14 protein-coding genes are annotated in these 19,800 nt (G+C 72.0%); 6 read left to right on the top strand and 8 right to left on the bottom strand.

Going from position 1 to position 19,800, the window contains the following annotated elements; genetic code table 11:
- Positions 1-61 precede the first annotated feature (61 nt).
- From I5071_RS40395 to I5071_RS40385, 3 genes are all read right to left on the bottom strand, one after another.
- A complete protein-coding gene (locus tag I5071_RS40395; RefSeq protein WP_236518725.1) occupies positions 62-1,789 on the bottom strand; it encodes a hypothetical protein in 1,728 nt (575 codons plus the stop codon).
- Positions 1,783-2,310, bottom strand: a complete 528-nt coding sequence (locus I5071_RS40390) for a hypothetical protein (protein WP_236518724.1) — start codon at positions 2,308-2,310, stop codon at positions 1,783-1,785. The genes I5071_RS40395 and I5071_RS40390 overlap by 7 nt, the downstream gene beginning before the upstream one ends.
- 175 nt (positions 2,311-2,485) lie before the next feature.
- Positions 2,486-4,312, bottom strand: a complete 1,827-nt coding sequence (locus tag I5071_RS40385; protein WP_236518723.1) for a sigma 54-interacting transcriptional regulator — start codon at positions 4,310-4,312, stop codon at positions 2,486-2,488.
- Positions 4,313-4,420: 108 nt separating this feature from the next.
- On the opposite strand from I5071_RS40385, the gene I5071_RS40380 reads away from it, so the two are divergent.
- On the top strand, positions 4,421-5,818 hold the full coding sequence (locus I5071_RS40380) for a tetratricopeptide repeat protein (RefSeq protein ID WP_236518722.1): 1,398 nt from the start codon (positions 4,421-4,423) through the stop codon (positions 5,816-5,818).
- On the opposite strand, the gene I5071_RS40375 is transcribed toward I5071_RS40380, so the two are convergent.
- Positions 5,819-7,954: a glycosyltransferase family 39 protein gene (locus tag I5071_RS40375; RefSeq protein WP_236518721.1), complete on the bottom strand. Its 2,136-nt coding sequence runs from the start codon at positions 7,952-7,954 to the stop codon at positions 5,819-5,821.
- Between the two features lie 41 nt (positions 7,955-7,995).
- Here I5071_RS40375 and I5071_RS40370 point away from each other — a divergent pair, with 41 nt between their 5' ends.
- Positions 7,996-9,633: a HEAT repeat domain-containing protein gene (locus I5071_RS40370; RefSeq protein WP_236518720.1), complete on the top strand. Its 1,638-nt coding sequence runs from the start codon at positions 7,996-7,998 to the stop codon at positions 9,631-9,633.
- A gap of 16 nt (positions 9,634-9,649) precedes the next feature.
- Positions 9,650-10,195, top strand: a complete 546-nt coding sequence (locus I5071_RS40365; protein ID WP_236518719.1) for an NIF family HAD-type phosphatase — start codon at positions 9,650-9,652, stop codon at positions 10,193-10,195.
- Between the two features lie 389 nt (positions 10,196-10,584).
- On the opposite strand, the gene I5071_RS40360 is transcribed toward I5071_RS40365, so the two are convergent.
- Positions 10,585-12,351: a vWA domain-containing protein gene (locus I5071_RS40360; protein ID WP_236518718.1), complete on the bottom strand. Its 1,767-nt coding sequence runs from the start codon at positions 12,349-12,351 to the stop codon at positions 10,585-10,587.
- A 201-nt stretch (positions 12,352-12,552) separates the two neighbouring features.
- Here I5071_RS40360 and I5071_RS40355 point away from each other — a divergent pair, with 201 nt between their 5' ends.
- Together I5071_RS40355 and I5071_RS40350 are read left to right on the top strand one after the other, a co-directional pair.
- Positions 12,553-13,569, top strand: a complete 1,017-nt coding sequence (locus I5071_RS40355; protein WP_236518717.1) for a hypothetical protein — start codon at positions 12,553-12,555, stop codon at positions 13,567-13,569.
- A gap of 78 nt (positions 13,570-13,647) precedes the next feature.
- A complete protein-coding gene (locus I5071_RS40350; RefSeq protein WP_236518716.1) occupies positions 13,648-14,817 on the top strand; it encodes a hypothetical protein in 1,170 nt (389 codons plus the stop codon).
- A 135-nt stretch (positions 14,818-14,952) separates the two neighbouring features.
- Here the strand turns inward: I5071_RS40350 and I5071_RS40345 are convergent, their stop codons facing one another.
- Genes I5071_RS40345 through I5071_RS40335 form a run of 3 tightly spaced genes read right to left on the bottom strand, consistent with a single transcriptional unit; the run spans position 14,953 to position 18,596 of the window.
- Positions 14,953-16,038, bottom strand: a complete 1,086-nt coding sequence (locus I5071_RS40345; RefSeq protein ID WP_236518715.1) for a glycoside hydrolase family 19 protein — start codon at positions 16,036-16,038, stop codon at positions 14,953-14,955.
- Between the two features lie 36 nt (positions 16,039-16,074).
- Positions 16,075-16,851 (bottom strand): tetratricopeptide repeat protein, encoded by a 777-nt coding sequence (locus I5071_RS40340; RefSeq protein ID WP_236518714.1) that lies wholly within the window; start codon positions 16,849-16,851, stop codon positions 16,075-16,077.
- Positions 16,848-18,596 (bottom strand): hypothetical protein, encoded by a 1,749-nt coding sequence (locus I5071_RS40335; protein WP_236518713.1) that lies wholly within the window; start codon positions 18,594-18,596, stop codon positions 16,848-16,850. Before I5071_RS40335 ends, I5071_RS40340 begins: the two co-directional genes overlap by 4 nt.
- A gap of 60 nt (positions 18,597-18,656) precedes the next feature.
- On the opposite strand from I5071_RS40335, the gene I5071_RS40330 reads away from it, so the two are divergent.
- The gene (locus I5071_RS40330; protein WP_236518712.1) at positions 18,657-19,589 is read left to right on the top strand and encodes a CobW family GTP-binding protein; all 933 of its coding nucleotides are present in this window, start codon (positions 18,657-18,659) and stop codon (positions 19,587-19,589) included.
- Positions 19,590-19,800: the final 211 nt, after the last annotated feature.

Here is a 19,800-nt window from a genome sequence, read left to right as displayed (position 1 = left end):
AGCCGGGCTGGGACCCGCGCGCAGCGTTCGGGGAGGGGTCTTCCAAGACCCCTTCCGAAGCTCACCGCAGCTCGGGCGGGAGGAGCAGGAGGAAACGGCCCTCGGCGTCGCTCGTCGCGCGCCCGATCGGCACCGCCCGCTCGGCCCCCGCCTCGCCGACCACCGCGTACGCCGTGATCTCGGCGCCCGCGATCAGCGCGCCGTCGTCGAAGCTCGCGCGCCCACGAACCGCGATCGGGTGCCCGACGTCGAGCACTTCCGTCCACTCTCGCGCCGCCATCGCGAACGCCGGGCGCACCACCCACGGCCATCCGCTGCCGTCGGGCGGCTCGGCGATCAGGTCGTAGACCCCGACGTCGAGCAGCAGTCGGAAGTTGCCGAGCGGATCCGTGATCGTCTCGTTCGCCCGGTTGAGCAGCGAGGCCTCGTCGGTGCGCGGGCCCGGCAGCGGCGCATTGAGCGGGACCGCGCGCACGCGCGCGTCGAAGACCGGCTCGCCGGCCGAGCGCTGGAGGATGCCGCTCAGCTGCGCGCGCTCCGGGAGCACGAACACCGGGCCGACCGTGTCGTCGGTGATCCGGCGGTGCTCGACGTAGACCCCGACCTCCGGCTCGAGGGGGCGGATCTCGATGTCGTACTCGCCGGGAAGGACCCGCGCCTCGAAGCCGCCCGGCGGCAGCGGCGCGAGCGAGCACCCGATCGGCGCCTCGGGAGACGCGCCCGCCGAGGTCGTGAGCTGCAGTGAGAACGTGCCGGTCAGCCCGGTCTCCTCGTCCTCGAGCGCGCGCGAGCGCAGCGTGATCGTCGCGCCGATCGCCGCGCCGCCGCCCGGCATCTCCACCGTCCCGGCCAAGCACGCGCCGGTCTGGTCGGGCACCGGAACCAGCACGCGCACCCGCGGGTCGTCGGTCGGGCCTTCGTAGACGAGCACCGCCGGGTCGACCGTGATCGTCGGGAACGCCGCTGCCTCCTGATAGGCGGGAGGCGCCGAGACCACGAGCCGCCAGTTGGTCGCGGCCGGATCGACGAAGAGCACGAACACCCCTTCGTCCTCGCCCATCGTCGAGGTCGTCGCGACCGACGAGACGAGACGTCCGCTCTCGTCGATCGCACGCACCTCGAGGCCGTCGTGCCCGGTGCCCACCAGATCGACGAGCGTGCCCGCGAGCCGGAAGTGCTCCTCGTTCGGGCGCAGCGTCACGTCGTATCGCTGGCCGCCCATCAGATCGAGCACCGCGCGCGTCGGCGCGAGGCGGCGCGCGTCCTCACCGCGCGGCCGGACCTCCACGTCGTAGACGAGGCCGGGCACGAGCTGCGTCGCGAACTCGTGGGCCCGCATCGGCACGATGCCCGCGGTCTCGACGCCGGGCGTGGTGACCGTCACCCGCGGCGCGACCGGCACGACCACGGTCGTGCGCGGCGAGAACACGACGTCGGCCTCGACCGGCCGCGTGCCGCCCTCGCGCACCCAGCCGGTGACCGGCACCGGCGCGCGCACCGCGATCTGGATGCTCGCGTCGGCGCCGCTCGCGGCGAACGAGCCGCTCGAGGTGACGAGCGCGGGACGCCCTTCGTCGATCGACGCCGGCAGCACCATCTGGACGTTGAACGCGTAGGGCGCGGTCGTGTCGGCGACGCAGATGCCCATCTCGCGATCGCAGCGCGACGTGTCGCAGTCCGCGTCCTCGCCGCAGGAATTCGTCGGCGGCGTGCGCGGCGAATCGATCGTCAGCGTGCAGCCCGAGAGCGCGCCCGCGAGGAGCAGTGCGAGGTGCGCGCGGCTCACCATCGGCACACCGTCGCGTCGACGCCGTTGATGCCGTCGGTGTCCGAGACGACCCACCACGTCGCGGTCGCGACGTCTCCCTGGGTCTGCGGCGCGCGGCCGATCGGGCCGGCGAACGCGCTCGACACCACGACCTCGATCCGGTGGCAGCCCTCGGGCTCGAGGAACGTCCGGGGCACGAAGATCTCGAGCTCGCGACGCAGGCTCGGCGGGTTCGGCGGGATCGGCGCGTTCCCGGTGAGCATCGGCGCCTCCGAGTCGAAGTCGATGTAGAGCCGGTACTCGAGACGCTGCTCGACGTTGGGGTCGCGCACGTCGATGCGCAGCGGGATCCGCTCCAGCGTCGTCGTGCCCCCGTCGGCCTCGACCTCCAGCTCGCTCGGGAACTGGATGAGGCTGTTCAGCGGGAACAGCGCGGTGTCCGCGGACTCGATCGAGGGCGGGTAGTTCTGCGGGACGTCGTACTGCACGTTCTGCGTCAGGCAGCCCGGGAGCGTCACCATCAGCGCACCGGACGCGACCATTCCTGCGCACGCGAATGCAGCGCGAGTGCCACGCGCTGCGCGTGCCACGGTGCCCACGGATCGCCCGGCAATTCGCGCGATCGCGTCGAACGTTGCCCGAGCCGCCCACGACATCGATGTCAGACCTCCGATCCCGTGATGGGATCGACGCGATGCGTCATCACGGCTCCCGTGATCACTCGGTGGGCGGGCCGCCGGGCTCGGGCGCGTCGGGCATGCCCTCGAGGTAGCGGAAGATGGTGCGCGGATCGACGCCGAGGTCGCGCGCCGTCTTCGTGCGGTTGCCGTTGTTCCGCTCGAGGACCTCGAGGATGTAGCGGCGCTGGAAGTCCTCGCGCGCCTGGGTGAGCGTCATGATCGGCTGCAGGGCCTCGGGGAAGAGGTCCATGTCCTCGGGGCCGACCAGCGTCTTGTCGCAGAGGACGATCGCCTTCTTGATGCGATTCTCGAGCTGCCGGATGTTGCCCGGCCACTCGTACTTCCGGATCGCGATCAGCGCGTTGGGCGTGAAGCCCTTCACCTTCGGGTTCAGCTCCTCGGCGTACTTCGCGAGGAAGAACTTCGCGAGGACGAGCACGTCGTCGCCCCGCTCGCGCAGCGGCGGCAGGTGCAGGTTCACGACGTTGAGGCGGTAGTAGAGGTCCTCGCGGAACGCGCTCTTGCGGATCTCGTCCTCGAGGTTGCGGTTGGTCGCCGCGACGACGCGGATGTCGACGCGCTCGGCCTTGGTGTCGCCGACCTTGACGACGACCTTCTCCTGCAGCGCGCGAAGCAGCTTCACCTGCAGAGAGAGCGGCATCTCGCCGATCTCGTCGAGGAAGAGCGTGCCTCCGCTCGCCGCCTGGAACTTGCCCTGGCGCGTCGCGATCGCGCCGGTGAAGGCGCCGCGCACGTGGCCGAAGAGCTCGCTCTCCATGAGGTTCTCGGGGATCGCGCCGCAGTTCACGACGACGAAGGGCCCGGCGTGGCGCGGCGAGCGACGGTGGATCTCGCGCGCGATGAGCTCCTTGCCGGTGCCGGTCTCGCCCGTGATGAGCACCGAGATGTCGGTCGACGCGACCTTCTCGACCTTGCGGAAGACCTCGACGAGCGAGGGGTTCGTGCCGACGATGTCGCCGAAGCGACGCTCGTTGAGCTGCTCCGCGAGCTGATCGCGATCGCTGCGCAGCTGATCGAGGAGCATCGCGTTCTGCAGCAGCAGCGAGGCCTGCGACGCGAAGATCGTGAGCACGTCGAGCGAGCTCTCCTCGAAGAGGCCGCGCACGCTGTCGTTGCCGACGTAGATGAGCCCGAGGAGCTGGCCCTGCGCGATCAGCGGCGCGCACATCACGCTCGCGAGCTGCAGGTTCATGACGCTCTGGCTCGCGCCGAAGAACGTGTCGTTCACCGCGTCGCTCACGATCAGCGGCTGACGCGACTCGAGCACCTTCTTCACGATCGAGTCGCTGAGCAGCTGCTCGGCCTCGGGCAGCGGGCGGCCCGCGAGGTGGCGCGCGACGCTGATCTTCGTGTCGCCGTTCTCCAGCAGGACGAGGAAGCCCTTCGACGCGTGGGTCGCCTCGAGGACGGTGTCCATCAGCAGCTCGAGCTGCTCCTGCATCGAGCGGCTCTGCATGAGCCGCATCGAGAGCTCGTGGAGCTTGCGCAGACCCGAGAGCTCGGCCGCGACCGACGCGTCCTCGTCGCTCGAGGGACCGTCGCGATCCACCGACTCGTCGAACGCGGAGAAGACGAGCTCGACCCCGCCGAGCGTGAGGCGATCCGCGTGCTGGATCTTGCAGCGGCGCTTCTTCTTGCCGTTGATGAGGATCTCGCCTTCGCGGTCGACCTCGTTGAGGTTGAACTCGCGTCCGTCGAAGACGATCTGCGCGTGGTACTCGGCGAGCGAGCGGTCCTCGATCGGGATGTCGTTGCCGCCGGCACGGCCGATCGACGTGAGCTTCTTGAAGATCGAGTAGACCTTCGGCCGCCCTTCGGGCCGGATCCACTTCAGCGAAGGCATCGGGACCAGTCTACTCCGGATGCGCGAGCGAGGCGCGGAATCGCGATGCCGAGCGTACGTGTCATGCGTGCGCGCCGATCGGTATCCTCGGGCGCCGGGAGGGGGAGCGTGAAGGCGACGACGCGGACGATCCTGGTCACGATCGCGATGGGACTCGGTGCGTGCAGCGGTGGGAGCGAGGCGCCGCCCACACCGACCCGGCCGGCCGCCACGCATCCGACGACACCTCCACCGACGACGCCCGCGACGAGCGAGCCGGCCGCGACGACCGAGCCCGCCGCGACCACGCCGCCTCCGACGCCGCCACCCGAGCCCGCCGCGGCGCAGGCCGATCCGCTGCGCGCGCGCATCCAGGCCGACCCCAACGACGCGCAGGCGCGCTGCGAGCTCGGGTGGCTCTACTTCGACGTGGGCAACCTCGACGGCGCGGACGCGGAGACGCGGCGCGGCGTCTCGACGCTCGAGAACGACTTCCGTCTCGCCGACGCGGCGAAGCGCAACACGCTCGGCGCGTGCCTGTACAACCGCGGTCGGATCGCGGAGGCGCGGGCGCGCGCGCTGACCGACGCGGAGGGGACGCGCACCGGGCTCACGGGCGCGCTGAGCGACTACGAGCGCTCGCTCTGGTATCGCGAGAACGAGGCGGTGCGCGGGCGATGGAACGACGTCGCGACCGAGCTCGGACGGCGCGGTGAGCGACCCGAGACCGTGCCCGCGACGCTCTGGACCTACGCGACCGGGCGGGAGAACGAGGCGTGCGGCGCGCCGGTCGAGCAGGGCTCGGACACGATCGGCGAGGACTCGACCGAGGGCAGCTGCGCGGTGCACGTCGAGGCGGTCGCGCGCGGCCGCGAGCGACGTCAGGCCGCGGTGATCTCGATCGGCGACTACGACGACGCGGGCACGCCCGAGCAGGCCTGGGACGATCGCGGCGAGACCTCGTACGAGCTGCTCACGTTCGACGGGCAGAGCTGGATCACGCGGGGGCCGGTGTACTCGGTCGAAGGGATGGACTCGACGGTCACGATCGAGGTGCGCTTCCAGGACGTGCAGCCGGGCGGGGAGCCCGAGGTCCTCGTGATGGTCGAGGACGAGTGGTACATGGAGGCCGACGACGACGAGGACTACGAGTCGAGCGACACCTACGGCACCCACGGCGAGCTCTCGATCTGCGGCGTGCCCGAGGGCGCGACCGACATGCTCTGCGCCGACATCGTCACGCGCGAGGAGAGCCACGGTGGTGAGGAAGAGCGCGTCGAGAGCGTCGCGGTGCGCTTCGCGGGCGAAGGGCGGGTGACGATCCGCGGGCGCATGGAGGGCGAGCGCGTGCGCGAGGAGACGACGGTCGCGCAGATCTGGACCGACGAGCTCGCGGCGCGCGAGCGAGTCGCGCTCGAGGCGCAGCGACGCGCGCAGCAGGCCGCGACGCCGCCCCCCACCCCGCCGCGCGAGATCACCGGGACGACGACGCCGGCCACCACCGGCGCGCCGACCGAAGTGCGCTGATCAGCGGCAGTCCCAGACGCGCGCGACGACGACACCGGAGGACACGGTGTCGTGCGCGATCGTGCACGACGCGAGCGCGGGCTCGTGCTGGTCGAGCTCGTAGGCGAAGCGCTGCGAGATCACCCACTGCGCGCCCGCGCCGCGATGCTCGATCAGATCGTCGCGCAGCGGATCGTGGAGGTCGCGACAGCTCGTGCGGTACTCGACGCGCTCGCCCTGCCCGGCGTGCGCGTTCACGTGCGCGGTCGCGTCCTCGAGGCCCTCGCACCAGTCGGCGATCTCGAACGCGCGCGTTTCCGCGACGTGCGGCGCACCGCCGGTCCACGGCGCGAAGTAGGTGCGGGGATGGGGCTCGGCGCGAAGCAGGCCGAACGTCGCGACGAAGATCACGACGAGCGCGGGCACGAGACGCGCGCGCTCGTTCCGCTTCGCGAGCAGCACGCCGAGCGCGTCGGTGCCGATCGCGGCGAGCAGCGCGAGGCCGAGCCACGCGGTGATCACGTAGCGCGAGAGGTCCTGGCGCACGTGCGAGAGGCTCTGCGCGAAGGGCAGGAGGAACGCCGCGACGACGAGCAGCGCCGACGAGGGCGAGCGTCGCGCGAGCACGATCGCGCCGAGCGCGCCCGCGATCAGATGGAGCTCGGGGGTGGTCGCGAGGAACGCGTGGGTGAAGTAGCCGCGGCCCGGGTGATGGAGATGCCCGCGGTACCACTCGAGCGGCAGATAGTCGGTGAAGTGCCGCACCGCGTGCCCGAATTGCTCGCGCGGATCGGGCCAGAGCCAGGGCCATCCCGCGTAGACGATCAGCACCGCGAGCAGGCCGCCCGCGATCATCTCCCAGGGGATCCACAGCCCGCCCTGGCCGCGACGGCGCGACACCAAACACGCCGCGAGCAGCGAGAGCGGGCCCGACCACACCGAGGTCGCGCGCGCGAACGTGCCGACGATCGGCAGCGCGCCCGCGAGCGCACGCAGCACGCGCTCGCGCGGCTGGTGGGCGCGACGCGCGACGTGATCGCCGATGCCCGCGTCGCGCACCCAGAGCGCGAGCACGACGAGCAGCGCGGCCCAGACCAGGCACGTGACCGCCTCGAGCGTGCAGGTGCGCATCAGCCCCGCGTAGTGCGGCGTGCACACGAGCAGCGCGGCCGCGAGCAGGCCGACGCGGCGCGAGACGAGGACGCGTCCTGCGATCGCGATCAGCGCGACCGCGAGCGCGCCACAGAGAGCGGCGGTCGCGCGCGCGCCGCTCCATCCACCGAGCAGCGCGCCCCAGCCGTACACCCACTTCGCGACCGGCGGGTGCTCCATGTTCCAGCGCCACGCCGCGGTCTCGAAGTCGCCCGCGAGGAGGTTCGCGACGTAGTTCTCGCCGGCCTTCACGTACGCGAGCTCGTCGATCGAGAACCCCGCGGAGAGCGCGCGAGGGACGAAGTACAGGCTCGTGAGGACGAAGACGATCAGCGCGTCGGAGAGCCAGGTCGGGATCGATCGCCGCCGCGCGATCACGAGCCCGGAGAGCGCGACGATCAGCGCGAGCGCGAACGCGATCGTGCGCGCGGCGGTGCGGGGCCCGGGATCGCTCGACGCCGAGACGTGCCACTCGTCGAGATCGACGGGACGCGAGCCCCAGGGACGCGCGCCGTTCATCAGGAGCGTGCGCACCCGGAGGTACGACCCCGGCCCGGTGGGCGCGGCGAGCGCGAGCTCGATCGGGTGCGCGCCGCGCGCGAGATCGATCTCGTGCGCGTGCACCTCGATCGCGCCATCGGGCGCGCGCAGCACCTCGTCGCCTTCGACGCGCAGCACGAATGCGCGGTTCGTCTCGATCTCGAAGCGCACCGGGGTGCGGAAGCGCGTGACGAACGCCGCGCTCCACGTGATGCACCGCCGCGCGCGCTCGCGCGGGAGCACCACCGCGTCGCGCACCACCTCGCGCGATGCATCGCCGGGCGGCTCTGCGCAGACCTCGCCGCGAGGACGCCACGTGCGCTGCACGAGCCCGCGACCGCGCGCCGGTGTGATCGCATCGACGAGCAGCGCCACCGCGACGAGGACCGACGCGATCACGACGCCCCGGAGCGCCCAGCGTGCGCGTGTGCTCGCGAGATCCAGCATCGACCGGCGCGCGAGCATGCTCGTGCTCTCCGCTCGGAGCAACGGCGTATCCTCTTCGCATGGCCAAGTCGCCGATCGACGAGATCGCTCAGCTGCTCACGCACGAAGCGCCGGAGCGCCGCATCGCCGCGGCGATCGTGCTCGGTGAGCTGAAGGCGCGCGGGCCCGAGGTGATCAAAGGGCTCGTCGCGATGCTCGAGACCGGCGCGCCGCCGCTGCAGCGCCCTGCCCTCGAGGCGCTCGCCCGCATCGGCGCGCCGCGCGCGCTGCCCGCGATGTTGCCGCTCGCCGGCGCGCGCGATCCCGACGTGCGGCGCCTCGCGATCGACGCGATCGTCGCGTGCGGCGAGGAGGTCGTCGAGCAGGTGAAGGCGCGGGTGCCCACCGCGCAGGGCGAAGAGCGCAAGGCGCTCGATGCGATCCTCGCGCGCTTCGGCGATCGCAAGGACGCGGTGAACACGCTGCTCGCGAACCTCGAGGCCGCCGATCCCGAGGTCGCGCGCGCCGTCGCCCTGCAGGTGCGGCCGCGCATCAAGGACGCCGACGCGAAGACGCGGCGCATGTGGCTCTCCGAGGTCACGCGCATCCTCGAGAAGATGAAGAAGAGCCCGCCGGTCTCGCCGATCCCGATCGCGACCGCGGTGAAGATCCTCGGCTACCTCGAGCGCGACGAGGGCACCGAGATCCTGCTCGAGTACGCGCGCGATCCCCGCGCGCCGTTCGCGGTGCGGCAGGAAGCGCTGATCGCGCTGCGGTACGTGATCGCGAAGGACGAGGCGCGCACCGCCGACGTGATCGACGCGATGGTCGACGCCGCGGAGGCCGACGATCGCATGCTCGCGCAGGCGGCGATCATGGGGCTCGCCGCGGTGGAGCTGCCCGCGAAGCACGCGGGACGCATCGCGCGGCTCGCGGCGCACCCCGATCCCGAGCGCGCGCGCATCGCGATCGAGAAGCTCTCGAGGCAGCCCGGCGGCGAGGTGACGAAGGCGCTGGTCGAGGTGGTCGCGAAGGCGGATCGACGACGCGGCGAGCTCGCGGCAAAGGCGCTCGAGACGCGCGACGACGCGGGCCCCGCGCTCGCGACCGCGCTCGCGGCGGAGACCGACGCCGATCGCGCGAACACCCTGCGCTACGCGCTGCGCCCCCACACCAAGAAGCTGCCGCCCGCGGCGCGCAAGAAGCTGGTCGAGGCGGCGCTGGCGCGGCTCTCGAGCGGCGAGGGATGGCAGGCCCACGCCGACGTCGCGCGCGACGCCGACAGCAAGTCGTTCGCCGAGGGGCTGCGCGAGCTGGTCGCGAAGCTCAAGCGCAGCAGGAACAAGGAGAGCGAGCTGCGCATCGCGCTCGGTCTCCTGGCGCGCACCGAGCACGCGAGCGACGACGATCGTTACGCGCTCGCCTCGCTCGCGCTGCGCGCCTCGCACCTCGACACCCGCCCCGCGATGCGCAGCGGCGACGAGGGGCTCACCCAGCTCGAGGCGCTCGCGGATCGCGGCTTCGACGTCGGCGCGGCGCTCAAGAAGGACAAGGCGCTCGAGCTGGAGCACCTCTACTACGCCGGCTTCCACTTCGCCGAGGCGGGCCATCCGCTCGGCGAAGAGCTGCTCACGCACGTGATGAAGCAGGCCGGTCGCACGAAGATCGGCAAGGCCGCGAAGAACAAGCTCGGGCTCGCGAGCGCAGGCGAGGGGTGAGCGCCATCCTCGGAGCGTGCCGCGCTTCGAGAAGCTGCTCGTGCTCGATCTCGACGAGACGCTCGTGCATGCGCGCGAGGACGCGCTCGAGCGGCCCGCCGATCACGTGCTCTTCGGGTATCACGTGTACGAGCGGCCGGGGGTGCGCACGTTCCTCGAGCACGTGCTCGAGCGGTTCCACGTCGGCGTGTGGACCAGCTCGGGCGAGCGCTATGCGAACGGCGTCGTGTCGATGCTGTTCGGCGATCGCTCGCGGCTGCGCTTCGTGCTCGCGCGCGATCGATGCGTGCCGCACCGCGACCTCGAGACCTTCGAGACCGTGTACCTCAAGGACATCCGCAAGCTGCGCGGCCTCGGGTTCGCGAAGGAGGCGATCCTCTTCGTCGACGACTCGCCGGAGAAGATCGCGCGCAGCTACGGCAACCTGGTGCGGGTGCGGCCCTTCGAGGGCGATCCCGACGACGACGAGCTCCCCGCGCTCGCGGCGTACCTCGACGAGCTCGGTGCAGTGCCCGACGTGCGCGCCGTCGAGAAGCGCGGCTGGCGACGTCGCGCGCAGTGAGCGAGACGCCGAACACCTCTCCGCTCGCTCGGATCGCCCCCACACGCCGCTCGCGCGCGCCAGATCGCTCGTCGGCGGCGCAGACACGCCTCCAGACTCGCCAGGACGCCTGTCGGCGGCGGCAACACGCCCTCAGGCTCGCCAGAACGCCTGTTGGCGGCGCAGACACGCGTTCTTTTCTCGTCTGACTGCGTGTTCGCGGCGCGAACGAGCGGTTTTTCTCGTCTGACTGCGTGTTGGCGGCGCAGACGAGCCTTTTTTCTCGTCTGACTGCGTGTTGGCGGCGCAGATGAGCCTTTTTTCTCGTCTGACTGCGTGTCGGCGGCGCAGACGAGCCTTTTTTCTCGTCGGGCGTCCCGGCGAGCCGGGACGCCCGTTCCACCGCGCGATCAGCCGCCGCAGCTGTCGGTGACCGAGATCGTCGACACCGCGCCGCTGCGGATCGCGTCGCAGTGGGTGCCGAGCAGCTCGAGGCGCGTGCCGGTGAGCGTGTAGCCCGACGCCGGCACCACGACCGCGTCGCGTCGCACCACCACGCTGCCCGGGCGCGGCGGCGCGCTCGAGAGGTCGACCGCACAGTCCGTCGCCGCCGCGAGGATCGCCCGCAGCGCGCGCTCGAACGCCGGCGCGTCGACCGCCTCGTAGTAGCGCAGCGTGCCCGCGCCCATGCGCGGCCGGCCGCCCGCGTCGGCCATCATGTTCAGCGCGTCGCGCAGCGCGGGAATGCCCGCCGCGCTCCCGCTGCCGTCGGGGCCGACGAAGCCGAGCACGAACGTCTCGACCCCGAGGTCGACGCGCAGGCTCGTGATCGCGCTCACCGTCGACGCGACGGTCGCGCCGCAGTTGGGCTCGGGCAGGCCGTCGGTCGCGAGCACGACGAAGCGCGGGCGCGTGCTCGGGTTCGCCGCGAGGTAGCTGCGCGCGGTCGCGATCGCCGCCGGCGTCGGCGTGTCGCCGGCGCGCGGATCGGCGTAGACGAGGCGGGCGCTGATGGTCGACCCGGTGCCCACCGCGATCGGGATCTCGGGCGACGCCGCGACCATGCAGCTGCGCAGCTCGTTGCCGCCCGCGGGATCGCGCAGCGGGAACGTGAGCATGCCGAGCGGGAGATCGGTGATCGACGGGAGCACCGCGTTCATCGCGGTCGTGAGCGCCTGCCAGCGGGTCTGGGTCCCGGTCTCCTCGAGCCAGTCCATGCTGCCCGAGCGATCGACGACGAACAGGATCTCGGCGTCCACCGGCACGATCGAGACGGTGTCGTCGAAGGGCGTGCAGCACGCCGCGTGGGTGTCGCACTCGAGGTCGGCGCAGTCGATGGCTCCGTCGCAGTCCTCGTCGCGACCGCCGGTGCAGGTCTCGGCGCTCGGCAAGGTCGTGCCCACGCACGCGCCCCAGCCCGCGATGCCGCCGGTCACGGTGCAGGTCTGGGTGCCGGCGCGGCAGAGGCCGACGTCGCGCGTCCCCGCGGGGCCGCCGTAGCAGCTGCGGGTGTCGCCGGCGCTGCAGTCGCAGCCCTCGTCGATCACTCCGTCGCAGTCCTCGTCGAACGTCGCGTCGCAGACCTCGGTGGCCGGCAGCGACTCGCCGAGGCACTCGCCGCTCCAGCGCGAGCCGCCGTCGATCAGCTCGCAACGCTCGATGCCGTTCGCGCAGAGGCCGACCTCCGCGGTGCCGGCGGGGCCGGAGTAACAAGGACGCACTGCGTCCTCGGGGCACTCGCAGCCCTCGTCGGTCTCGCCGTCGCAGTCGTCGTCGACGCCGTTGCAGCGCTCGTCGCTCGGCGCGCCCGAGCCGACGCAGAGATCCCACGTGCCGAACTCGAGGCCGCTCGCGCAGTCCTGGACGCCCCACGCGCACGCGCCCTCGCCCGCGAGCTCGGGGTCGCCGGCGAAGCAGCGCTGCTGCGTGCCGGGCGTGCACTGGCAGTCTTCGTCGACGCGCCCGTCGCGATCGTCGTCGAGCCCGTCGCCGCACTCGTCGTGCGGGCCGCCGTCGCGCGGCTCGCCGCCGCCGTCGTCGTCGGGGATCTGCTGGCCGCCGTCACCGGCGCCGCGTCGCGGGGAGCGCTCACCGGCGCAGTCGCAGCCGCTCGCGAGCAGGGTGATCAGAGAGAGCGCGACCGCGCATGGAGGAAGAGGAAACAGCCGAACGGACATCCTGACCTCGTGCGAAAGGTGCGACCCTAACGCACTCCGCCTCCAGGCTGAATCGCCGGAGCGGCCTCGATCGAGACCGGTCCGGACGATCGAGCCACCTGGCGCCGCGCCTTCACGACGGCGTGACCGCGGCTCGACAGCGCCCGCGCGGATCGCGCGCTTTCGTGAATGGCGCGCGGGCTGCTAGCGTCGCTCGCGCATATGCCTCGCTCGCCACTCACTCGCGCGCTCTCGCTCGTCACGCTGCTCTTCGCGTTCCTCGCCGTCGGCTGCGGATCGCGCGCTCGCTTCGAGGTCGTCCGCCCCGCGCTGCTCGACGCCTCGCAGGTCGGCAACACGTTCAGCGTGCAGCCGTTCAACGGGGTGGACCCCAACGCCGCGTATCAGGTGCAGACGATGCTGCAGCAGCGCATCGCGAACAGCCTGAACCCCGCGATCCGACTCCTCGCGGCGGGCGGCGGGATCATCGTCACCGGCGACGTGATGGACTTCAGCTATCGCGAGGACTTCAGCACCGCGCAGACGACGTGCTCGCGCAGCGTGCAGTACACCGACGCGAACGGCCGCCAGCAGACGCGCACCGAGAATTACCCGTGCGTGCAGACGACGCGCTGGGGCAACGCGAGCGCGAGCGTGCGCTTCGTCGTGATGGTCGCGAACACCGGTCAGGTCGTGTTCGATCGCACCTACCAGGACGCGCTCCAGAGCTCGACGAGCGCGACCAACGGGCGCCCCGCGCCGATCGACGGACGCGGGATGCTCGAGTCGATGATCGGCTCGTTCGTCGGTCAGTTCGCGCGCGTGATCCTGCCGTGGCCGGACACCGTCGAGGTCGCGTTCACCGACTGCGGCGGCGCCGACGGATGCGGGCAGGCGTTCGATCTCGTGCGCGCCGGCAACCTCCAGGGCGCGGAGCAGGTCTACACGCAGATCCTCGGGCCCTACGACGACGCGAGCGCGCAGCTGAACCCCGAGGACGCCGACATCGTGAGCAAGACGCTGTTCAACCGCGGCGTCATCCGCGCGTACACCGGCAGCTACGAGCTCGGCATGCAGGACCTGCAGCGCGCGATCGCGATCCGCCCCGGCGAGCAGCAGTGGCAGGAGGAGCTCGCGCAGATCGAGCAGCTCGCGGCCGAGCAGGAAGCGCTCGCGAGCCAGATGGGCCAGGCGATGGCGCAGGCGCAGGGCGGGAGCGCGGTGCAGCAGGTGCAGTGATCGGGATCGCCGCGGTCGCGGCGCGCGCGTAGGTGCGGTGACGGACGCGCGCGCTGCTGGCCAATCAGCAGTATCTCGATGAGCTTTCGCTTTTCTTGGGTGCCGCTGATCCTCGCGCTCGGTGGGTGTTTTCTCGATCACGGCGCGACGGAGCGCTACGGCGGCGCGACGGAGCGCGACGGCGGCGCGACGGAGCGCGACGGCGGCCCGCCGCCGATCGATGCGCACGTCGAGCCCGACGTGTGCGCGTTCGAGCCGGGCGCCGCGATCTTCGACGTCGAGGTGCTCGCAGACGAGCTCGCGTCGGAGCCCTACGACGTCGACGCGGCGGGGCGCGTGTACCTCGGGATCCTGGGCGACAGCTATCGCTGGGACGGGCCCGGTGTGCTGGTCTCGCTCGATGCGCTCACCGGGTCGCCGGCGGGACGGATCGCGCGCATCGCCGGGGTGGCGCCGGACGGATCGTTCGCGGGTCAGATGTGGCAGGACGAGCGCACTCACGCGTTCGTGTGGAGCGAGGCGAGTGGGCTCGTCGATCTCTCGGAGGACGACGACGAGGACTCGAGCGCGACCGCGATCGCCCCGAACGGCACGATCGTCGTGAACGAGGCGCGGCGCGCGTCGCTGCGCTTGGCCTCGCGGCTCACGCAGCTGCTCGGTCTGCCGCCCGACGCGAACACGCGGCACGCCGTGGTGCAGGCGCTGGACATCGTGCAGAACGGGACGAGCACGGTGGTGGGCACGTCGACCGCGGACGAGACGCTCGGCGTGTGGCGCGCGTTCGTGTGGACCGGCGCGGGCGAGCTGCGCCTCCTGCCGAACGACGGAGCGCTGAGGTCACGGGCGCTCGCGATCTCCGACGACGGAGCGTTCATCGTGGGCACTGCGTCGTCGCTCACCAGCGACGCGATGACGCCGGTGGTGTGGCGTGGCGAGCTGATCGCGCGGATCCCGCTGCTCCCGGTGCCCGAGCTGGCGTGGGGCGCGGCGACCGACGTGAACGATCACGGAGTGATCGTCGGGGGCGACACCGGGCCGAGCGTCACCGGACCGAACGCGTACGGGTGGATGATGGTGGGCGATCGCAAGCTCGCGATCGACGCGCTGCTCGCCGACGGAGCAGCGTGGCACGTCACCCGCGCGGTCCGCGTCACCGAGGATCTGCGGGTGCTCGCGGTCGCGCAGCGCGAGGGCTCGGAGGTGCGCGAAGCGGTGATGTTGAGGCCGCGCTGCGCGCTCGCGGAGTGAGCTCGGACGTCTCGCGCGTAGGCGCGTGAGCAAGCGGGGCTGGTACCCCGCGCGCAGTGTTCGGGGAGGGGGGGCCCGATCCGGCTCCGCCGGTCGGGGGGAGGGGTCTTCCAAGACCCCTCCCGCAAGCTCAGCTCAATACGGGAGCATCGATGCGCAGTCGACGTTGTCGCCCTGCGAGACGCCGAGCATCGACGTGAAGCGCGCGTAGAAGCCGAGCCGATCCGCGACGCGGTAGTCGCCCGGTCGATTGCACTCGAGCCCGCCGTTGATGACGTTCACGGTCATGCCGAAGCCAGGCAGACGACCCGCCGCGCGATCGGCGTCGGTGGGAGTCCAGCGCCCGGTGATCACGTCGTGGCACGAGGGCTTCGGGGACCGCGCCGTGGTCCAGAACCAGAGCGCGGTGCGGAACGCGACGACGCCGTCACGCGTGATCGCGTCGGGATCGGCGAGCAGGTCCACGCCGAGCTCGCGGCCCATCGGGCCGTAGTTGTAGTTCCACGAGAGCTGGATGGGACCGCGGCCGTGATAGGTGCGGCCGGGCGCGCAGGGATCGGTGCCCGAGGGCGCGCAGTACTGGGTGCACGCGCCGCTCTCGCAGCCGACCTCCTGGATGAAGTAGAGGCCCCACGCGTATCGACCGCCGGGCGCGGTGTCCCAGCCGCCCGTGGTCTCGTGGGCGATGTTCGCGAGGAACGCGGCGACCTCGCGGCGGCGCTGCTCGATCGTGCCCTCGCGCGCGAACGTCGGGTGGAACGCGGTCGCGGCGACGAGCGCGTCGTAGGAGTAGAGCGCGTTGCGCTGGGGGAACATCTCGTCCCACTGCGCGCGGGTGACGAGATCGGCGAAGCCGGTCGGAGGCGGAGGCGGCGGGGGAGGAGGAGGCGGCGGAGGAGGCGGGGGCGGTCCGGCGTCGGTGCCCGCGTCGGTGTCGGTGCCCGCGTCGATCGGAGGCGGAGGAGGAGGCGGAGGAGGAGGCGGCGGAGGCGGCGTCCCCGCATCGACGTCGTCGGGCGGGATCGCGGCGTCGATCGGATCGGGCGGCGGAGTGCCCGCGTCGTCGTCGCGCGGCGGCGGATCGATCGGGCGCGCCGCGTCGACCCTCGGGATGGTGCCGCCGGCGTCGATCTCGCCGAGCCCACCGCGCTCGATCAGGATGCCCTCGCACCCCGCGACCACGAGAGCGAGCCCGACCAGGACGAGACGCGCGCGCCGCATGGGAGGAGAGAGGCGCGGCGCGCGCCGATCGGGTCATCAGAAGCGCAGACGCGCCCCGATGCCCACGTCGCCCGGGCCCGGCACGAGCTCCACGTGCTCGCTCGAGGGGCTGGGCGCGTCGTCCACCGCCGCCACGACGATCAGCACCACGCCCGCGATGCCGCCGGCTGCGGCGATGAACGTGAGGGCCGTCGACGCATCGGCGAGCGCCGACGCGGTGTCGCGATCGTCGCGCAGATCGCCGGGGCACACGCCGCCCACGCACTGCTCTTCGAGCGTCGAGTAGGTGTCGTGGGCCACGACGCCGAGCACGATCGCGATCGCCGCGACCGCAGCCGAGCCCGCGAGCGTGATCGTGCCCGGCAGGTAGTCGAGCCCACCGCCGGTGCTCGGCGTCTCGGAGGTCGTGGTCGTCGTCGTGGTGGTCGCCGCCGACGCCGCGGCCTCCTCGCGCTCGCGCGCGAGGCGCTCCTGCATGCGCCGCAGTCGATCGAGGCGCGGCTCCGCGAGCTGCGCCGCCTCGGTGCCCGGGAACTGCTGCATCACGCGCTCGAGCGCGGCGATCGCCTCTTCGAGGCGCGCCGCACGATCCCACGCGGTGGCCGCGTTCAGCAGGAGCTCGGGGCGCGGCGAGAGCGCGAACGCTTCTTCGTACTCGCGCGCCGCGTCCTCGAAGCGCTCCTGCTCGAAGTAGAGCGTGCCCGCCTGGAAGTGGATGCGCGCCTGCTCGTCGCTGCCCGATGCCTGCGCGCTCACGCGCGTGCTCGACATCGCCGCGATCACGATCGCCGCGACCACGATCGTCCTCGTCATTGCTCGCTCCCCACCGGCAGATCGAAGCGCACGAGGATGCTCCCGCCCGTGCCGTACGTCGTCCCGTCGATCACCACGGTCCCCGCGAGCCCCATCACCGCGTAGACGCGCTCTCCGTCCACGCTCGACGTGATCGCGCTCGCACCGTCGAACTCCGTGCTCCCGATCACCGCCGACCAACGCCACGCACCGTCGGGCGTGATCTGCAGCGCGAGCGCGTCGTTGCGCCCGACGTTGGGCAACGTGCCGCCGCCGAGGTCCGCGTCCGCCCCCGACCATCCCGCGATCAGCAGGTGCCCGCCCGCGAAGCGCATTCGGTTCACCCCACCCTCGCCGTACTGATCCGAGAAGATGCGCGAGAAGCGATGCTCCGCGCTCGACGTGAGGCTCACGAGCGTGAACCCCTCGGAGAGCGCCAGCGGGATCATGCCGCCGCCGTAGTCCGCGCCGCCGTTGGTGCGCGTGCTGAAGTACACGTTCCCCTCGGGATCGGCGGTCATCCAGCGCAGCAGCTCGCCCTCTTCGTTCTCCGGCACGCCGTAGATGCGGCCCCACTGCGCCATGCCGTCGGCGGCCGAGAGCGCCACCACGTAGCCCTGGCGGAACGCGTTCGGCGTGAGCACGATCTCGTCGAACGTCATCCCGTCGTCGAGCTCGCCGCCGAGGAAGATCGTGTCGCCGCCGAAGGCGAACGCCTCGATGAACTCCGGTCCTCGCGGGAACGTCCGCACCCAGGCGGTGCGGCCCGAGAGCTCGTGCTTGACGACGAAGACGCCGTCGGGCGGCGCGCTGGCGTAGGGGATCGGGATCCCCGACGAGTCGCGATCGTTGCGGATCGAGAAGCCGCCCGAGTAGTTGCCCGCGACGTACGTCGAGCCGTCCTCGTCGCGCGCGACCGCGACGACGTTGTCGTAGCCGGTGCCGCCGTACTGCGCCCACCAGCGCAGCGATCCGTCGTCGGCGAGCGAGATCACGAACGCGTCGGTGGTGTTCGCCGCGCCGAAGAGCGCCTGCGTCGCGTCGTCGGCGTAGATCATCGTCGGCGACGCGGTCGTGCCCGCGACCACGACGTCGCCGAGCGATCCCGCGATCTCCGCGTCGACGACGCGCTCGAGCGAGCTGCCGCCGAACGTGCGCGACCAGAGCGGCGTGCCCGCCGCGTCGTCGATGCGCGTGATCAGCACGTCGTCGGAGCCACGCGAGACCAGGCTCGAGGCGCCGACCGTCACCGTGCCCGGGAACGTGCCCGCCGCGATCAACGCGCGCTCGCCGGCGGCGATGGCGCTCCACTGCACGTTGGGCACGAGCAGCGACCAGCCGGTCTCTCCCGCGGAGCAGGTCGACGCGACGCACGCCGCGGTCGCGGCGCACGGGATGCCGCACGCGCCGCACGACGCGTGATCGCTCGCGATGTCGTGCTCGCAACCGTCGACGCTGTTGTCGCAGTCGCCCCAGCCCTCGGCGCAGCCGGTGACCGTGCAGGTCCCCGCCGAGCACGAGGTGAGCTCGTTCGGCCCGCCGCACTCGGTCGGCTGCTCGTCGACGCGGGTGTCGCAGTCGTCGTCCTCGCCGTTGCACGTCTCGTCGCGCGCGACGCTGCATCCATCGGCGCGAATGCCACCGTCGCCGTCGACCCGGGCGTCCATGTCGTCGCCCTGGAACTCGAATTTGCCGAAGTCGTCGATGAAGCTGCAGGCACCGAGCGCGAGCGTCAGCGCAACGATCGACATGCGTGTGCGGACCATCGGGCCGGACTCTAACAGAGGCGCGCGACGCGGAGCGCGCGCCGTCGCAGACTGCCCACGATGCGGGTCGGGACGATCCCGGTGAGCGTGGTGACCGGCTTCCTCGGCGCGGGGAAGACCACCCTCGTGAACGCGTGGCTCGGCGAGCACGCGCGCGGCGAGATCGCGGTGATCGTGAACGAGCTGGGCGCGATCGGGATCGACGGCGAGCTGCTCGCGGAGCGCGCGCGGACGCTGGTCGAGATCACCGGCGGGTGCATCTGCTGCACGACCTACGGAGAGCTGGTGCGCGCGCTCTCGGAGCTCGCATCGCGCGCGCCACGGCGGGTGCTCGTGGAGACGTCGGGCGCGGCGTCGCCCGCCGGCGTGATCCGCGCGATCGGTCGGACCGAGGCGCTGCAGCTCGATGGTGTGATCACGGTCGTGGACGCGACGCGGTTGCCCTCGCTCGCGCAGAACGATCTCGCGCTCGAGCAGATCGGATATGCCGACGTCGTGGTGCTCTCGCGCGCCGATGTGTGCTCACAGCACATGATCGACGAAGCGCGCGAGTGGCTCGCGGCGCGCAACGGTGCGGCGGTGATCGCGACGTCGGCGCGAGGGGTCGCGGGCTCGAGCTTCGAGGCGCTCCTCGCGCAGCGCGCGACCGACGTCGGCTGGCGGGCGCTGCCCGAGGCGCCGCACGAGAGCGCGATCGAGTCGGTGTCGTTGGTGCTCGATGCAGAGCTCGACGAGGATCGCTTCCTCGACTGGATGGAAGAGGAGCTCGCGCGCGTCGCCGGGCGCCTCTTGCGCACCAAGGGCGTCCTCGCGATCCGCGGCGTCGACGAGCGGATGATCCTGCAGGGCGTCGCGGACGAAGTGGACGTGAGCTTCGGCGCGTCGTGGCGCGAGGACGAGACGCGACGCAGCCGCTTGGTGATCGTCGGCTACGGGCTCGATCGCGACGTGCTCGCGCGCGGCTTCGAGGCGTGTCGCGCCGCGCCCACGTGACCGCGATCGAGCTTCTCCATGCGCTGCGAGACCGCGCTCCGAGGGCTCACGATGGTGTCGCGCGCGTCTCTGGGAAATCCGTCGAAGTCGCGAACATCGACGCTGGCACGAGCACTGCGCAGCGCGCCGCTCATGTCGATTCGTGACTCGAATGCTCCTCTCGTGATCTCCGCCCTTCTCTCGCTCTCGCTCGGGTGCTCGGACGGTGGCC

The organism is Sandaracinus amylolyticus (assembly GCF_021631985.1).
GTDB lineage: Bacteria > Myxococcota_A > Polyangia > Polyangiales > Sandaracinaceae > Sandaracinus > Sandaracinus amylolyticus_A.
The sequence above is the reverse complement of the archived record's forward strand: the minus strand, read 5'-3'. Positions and strand labels throughout refer to the sequence as shown.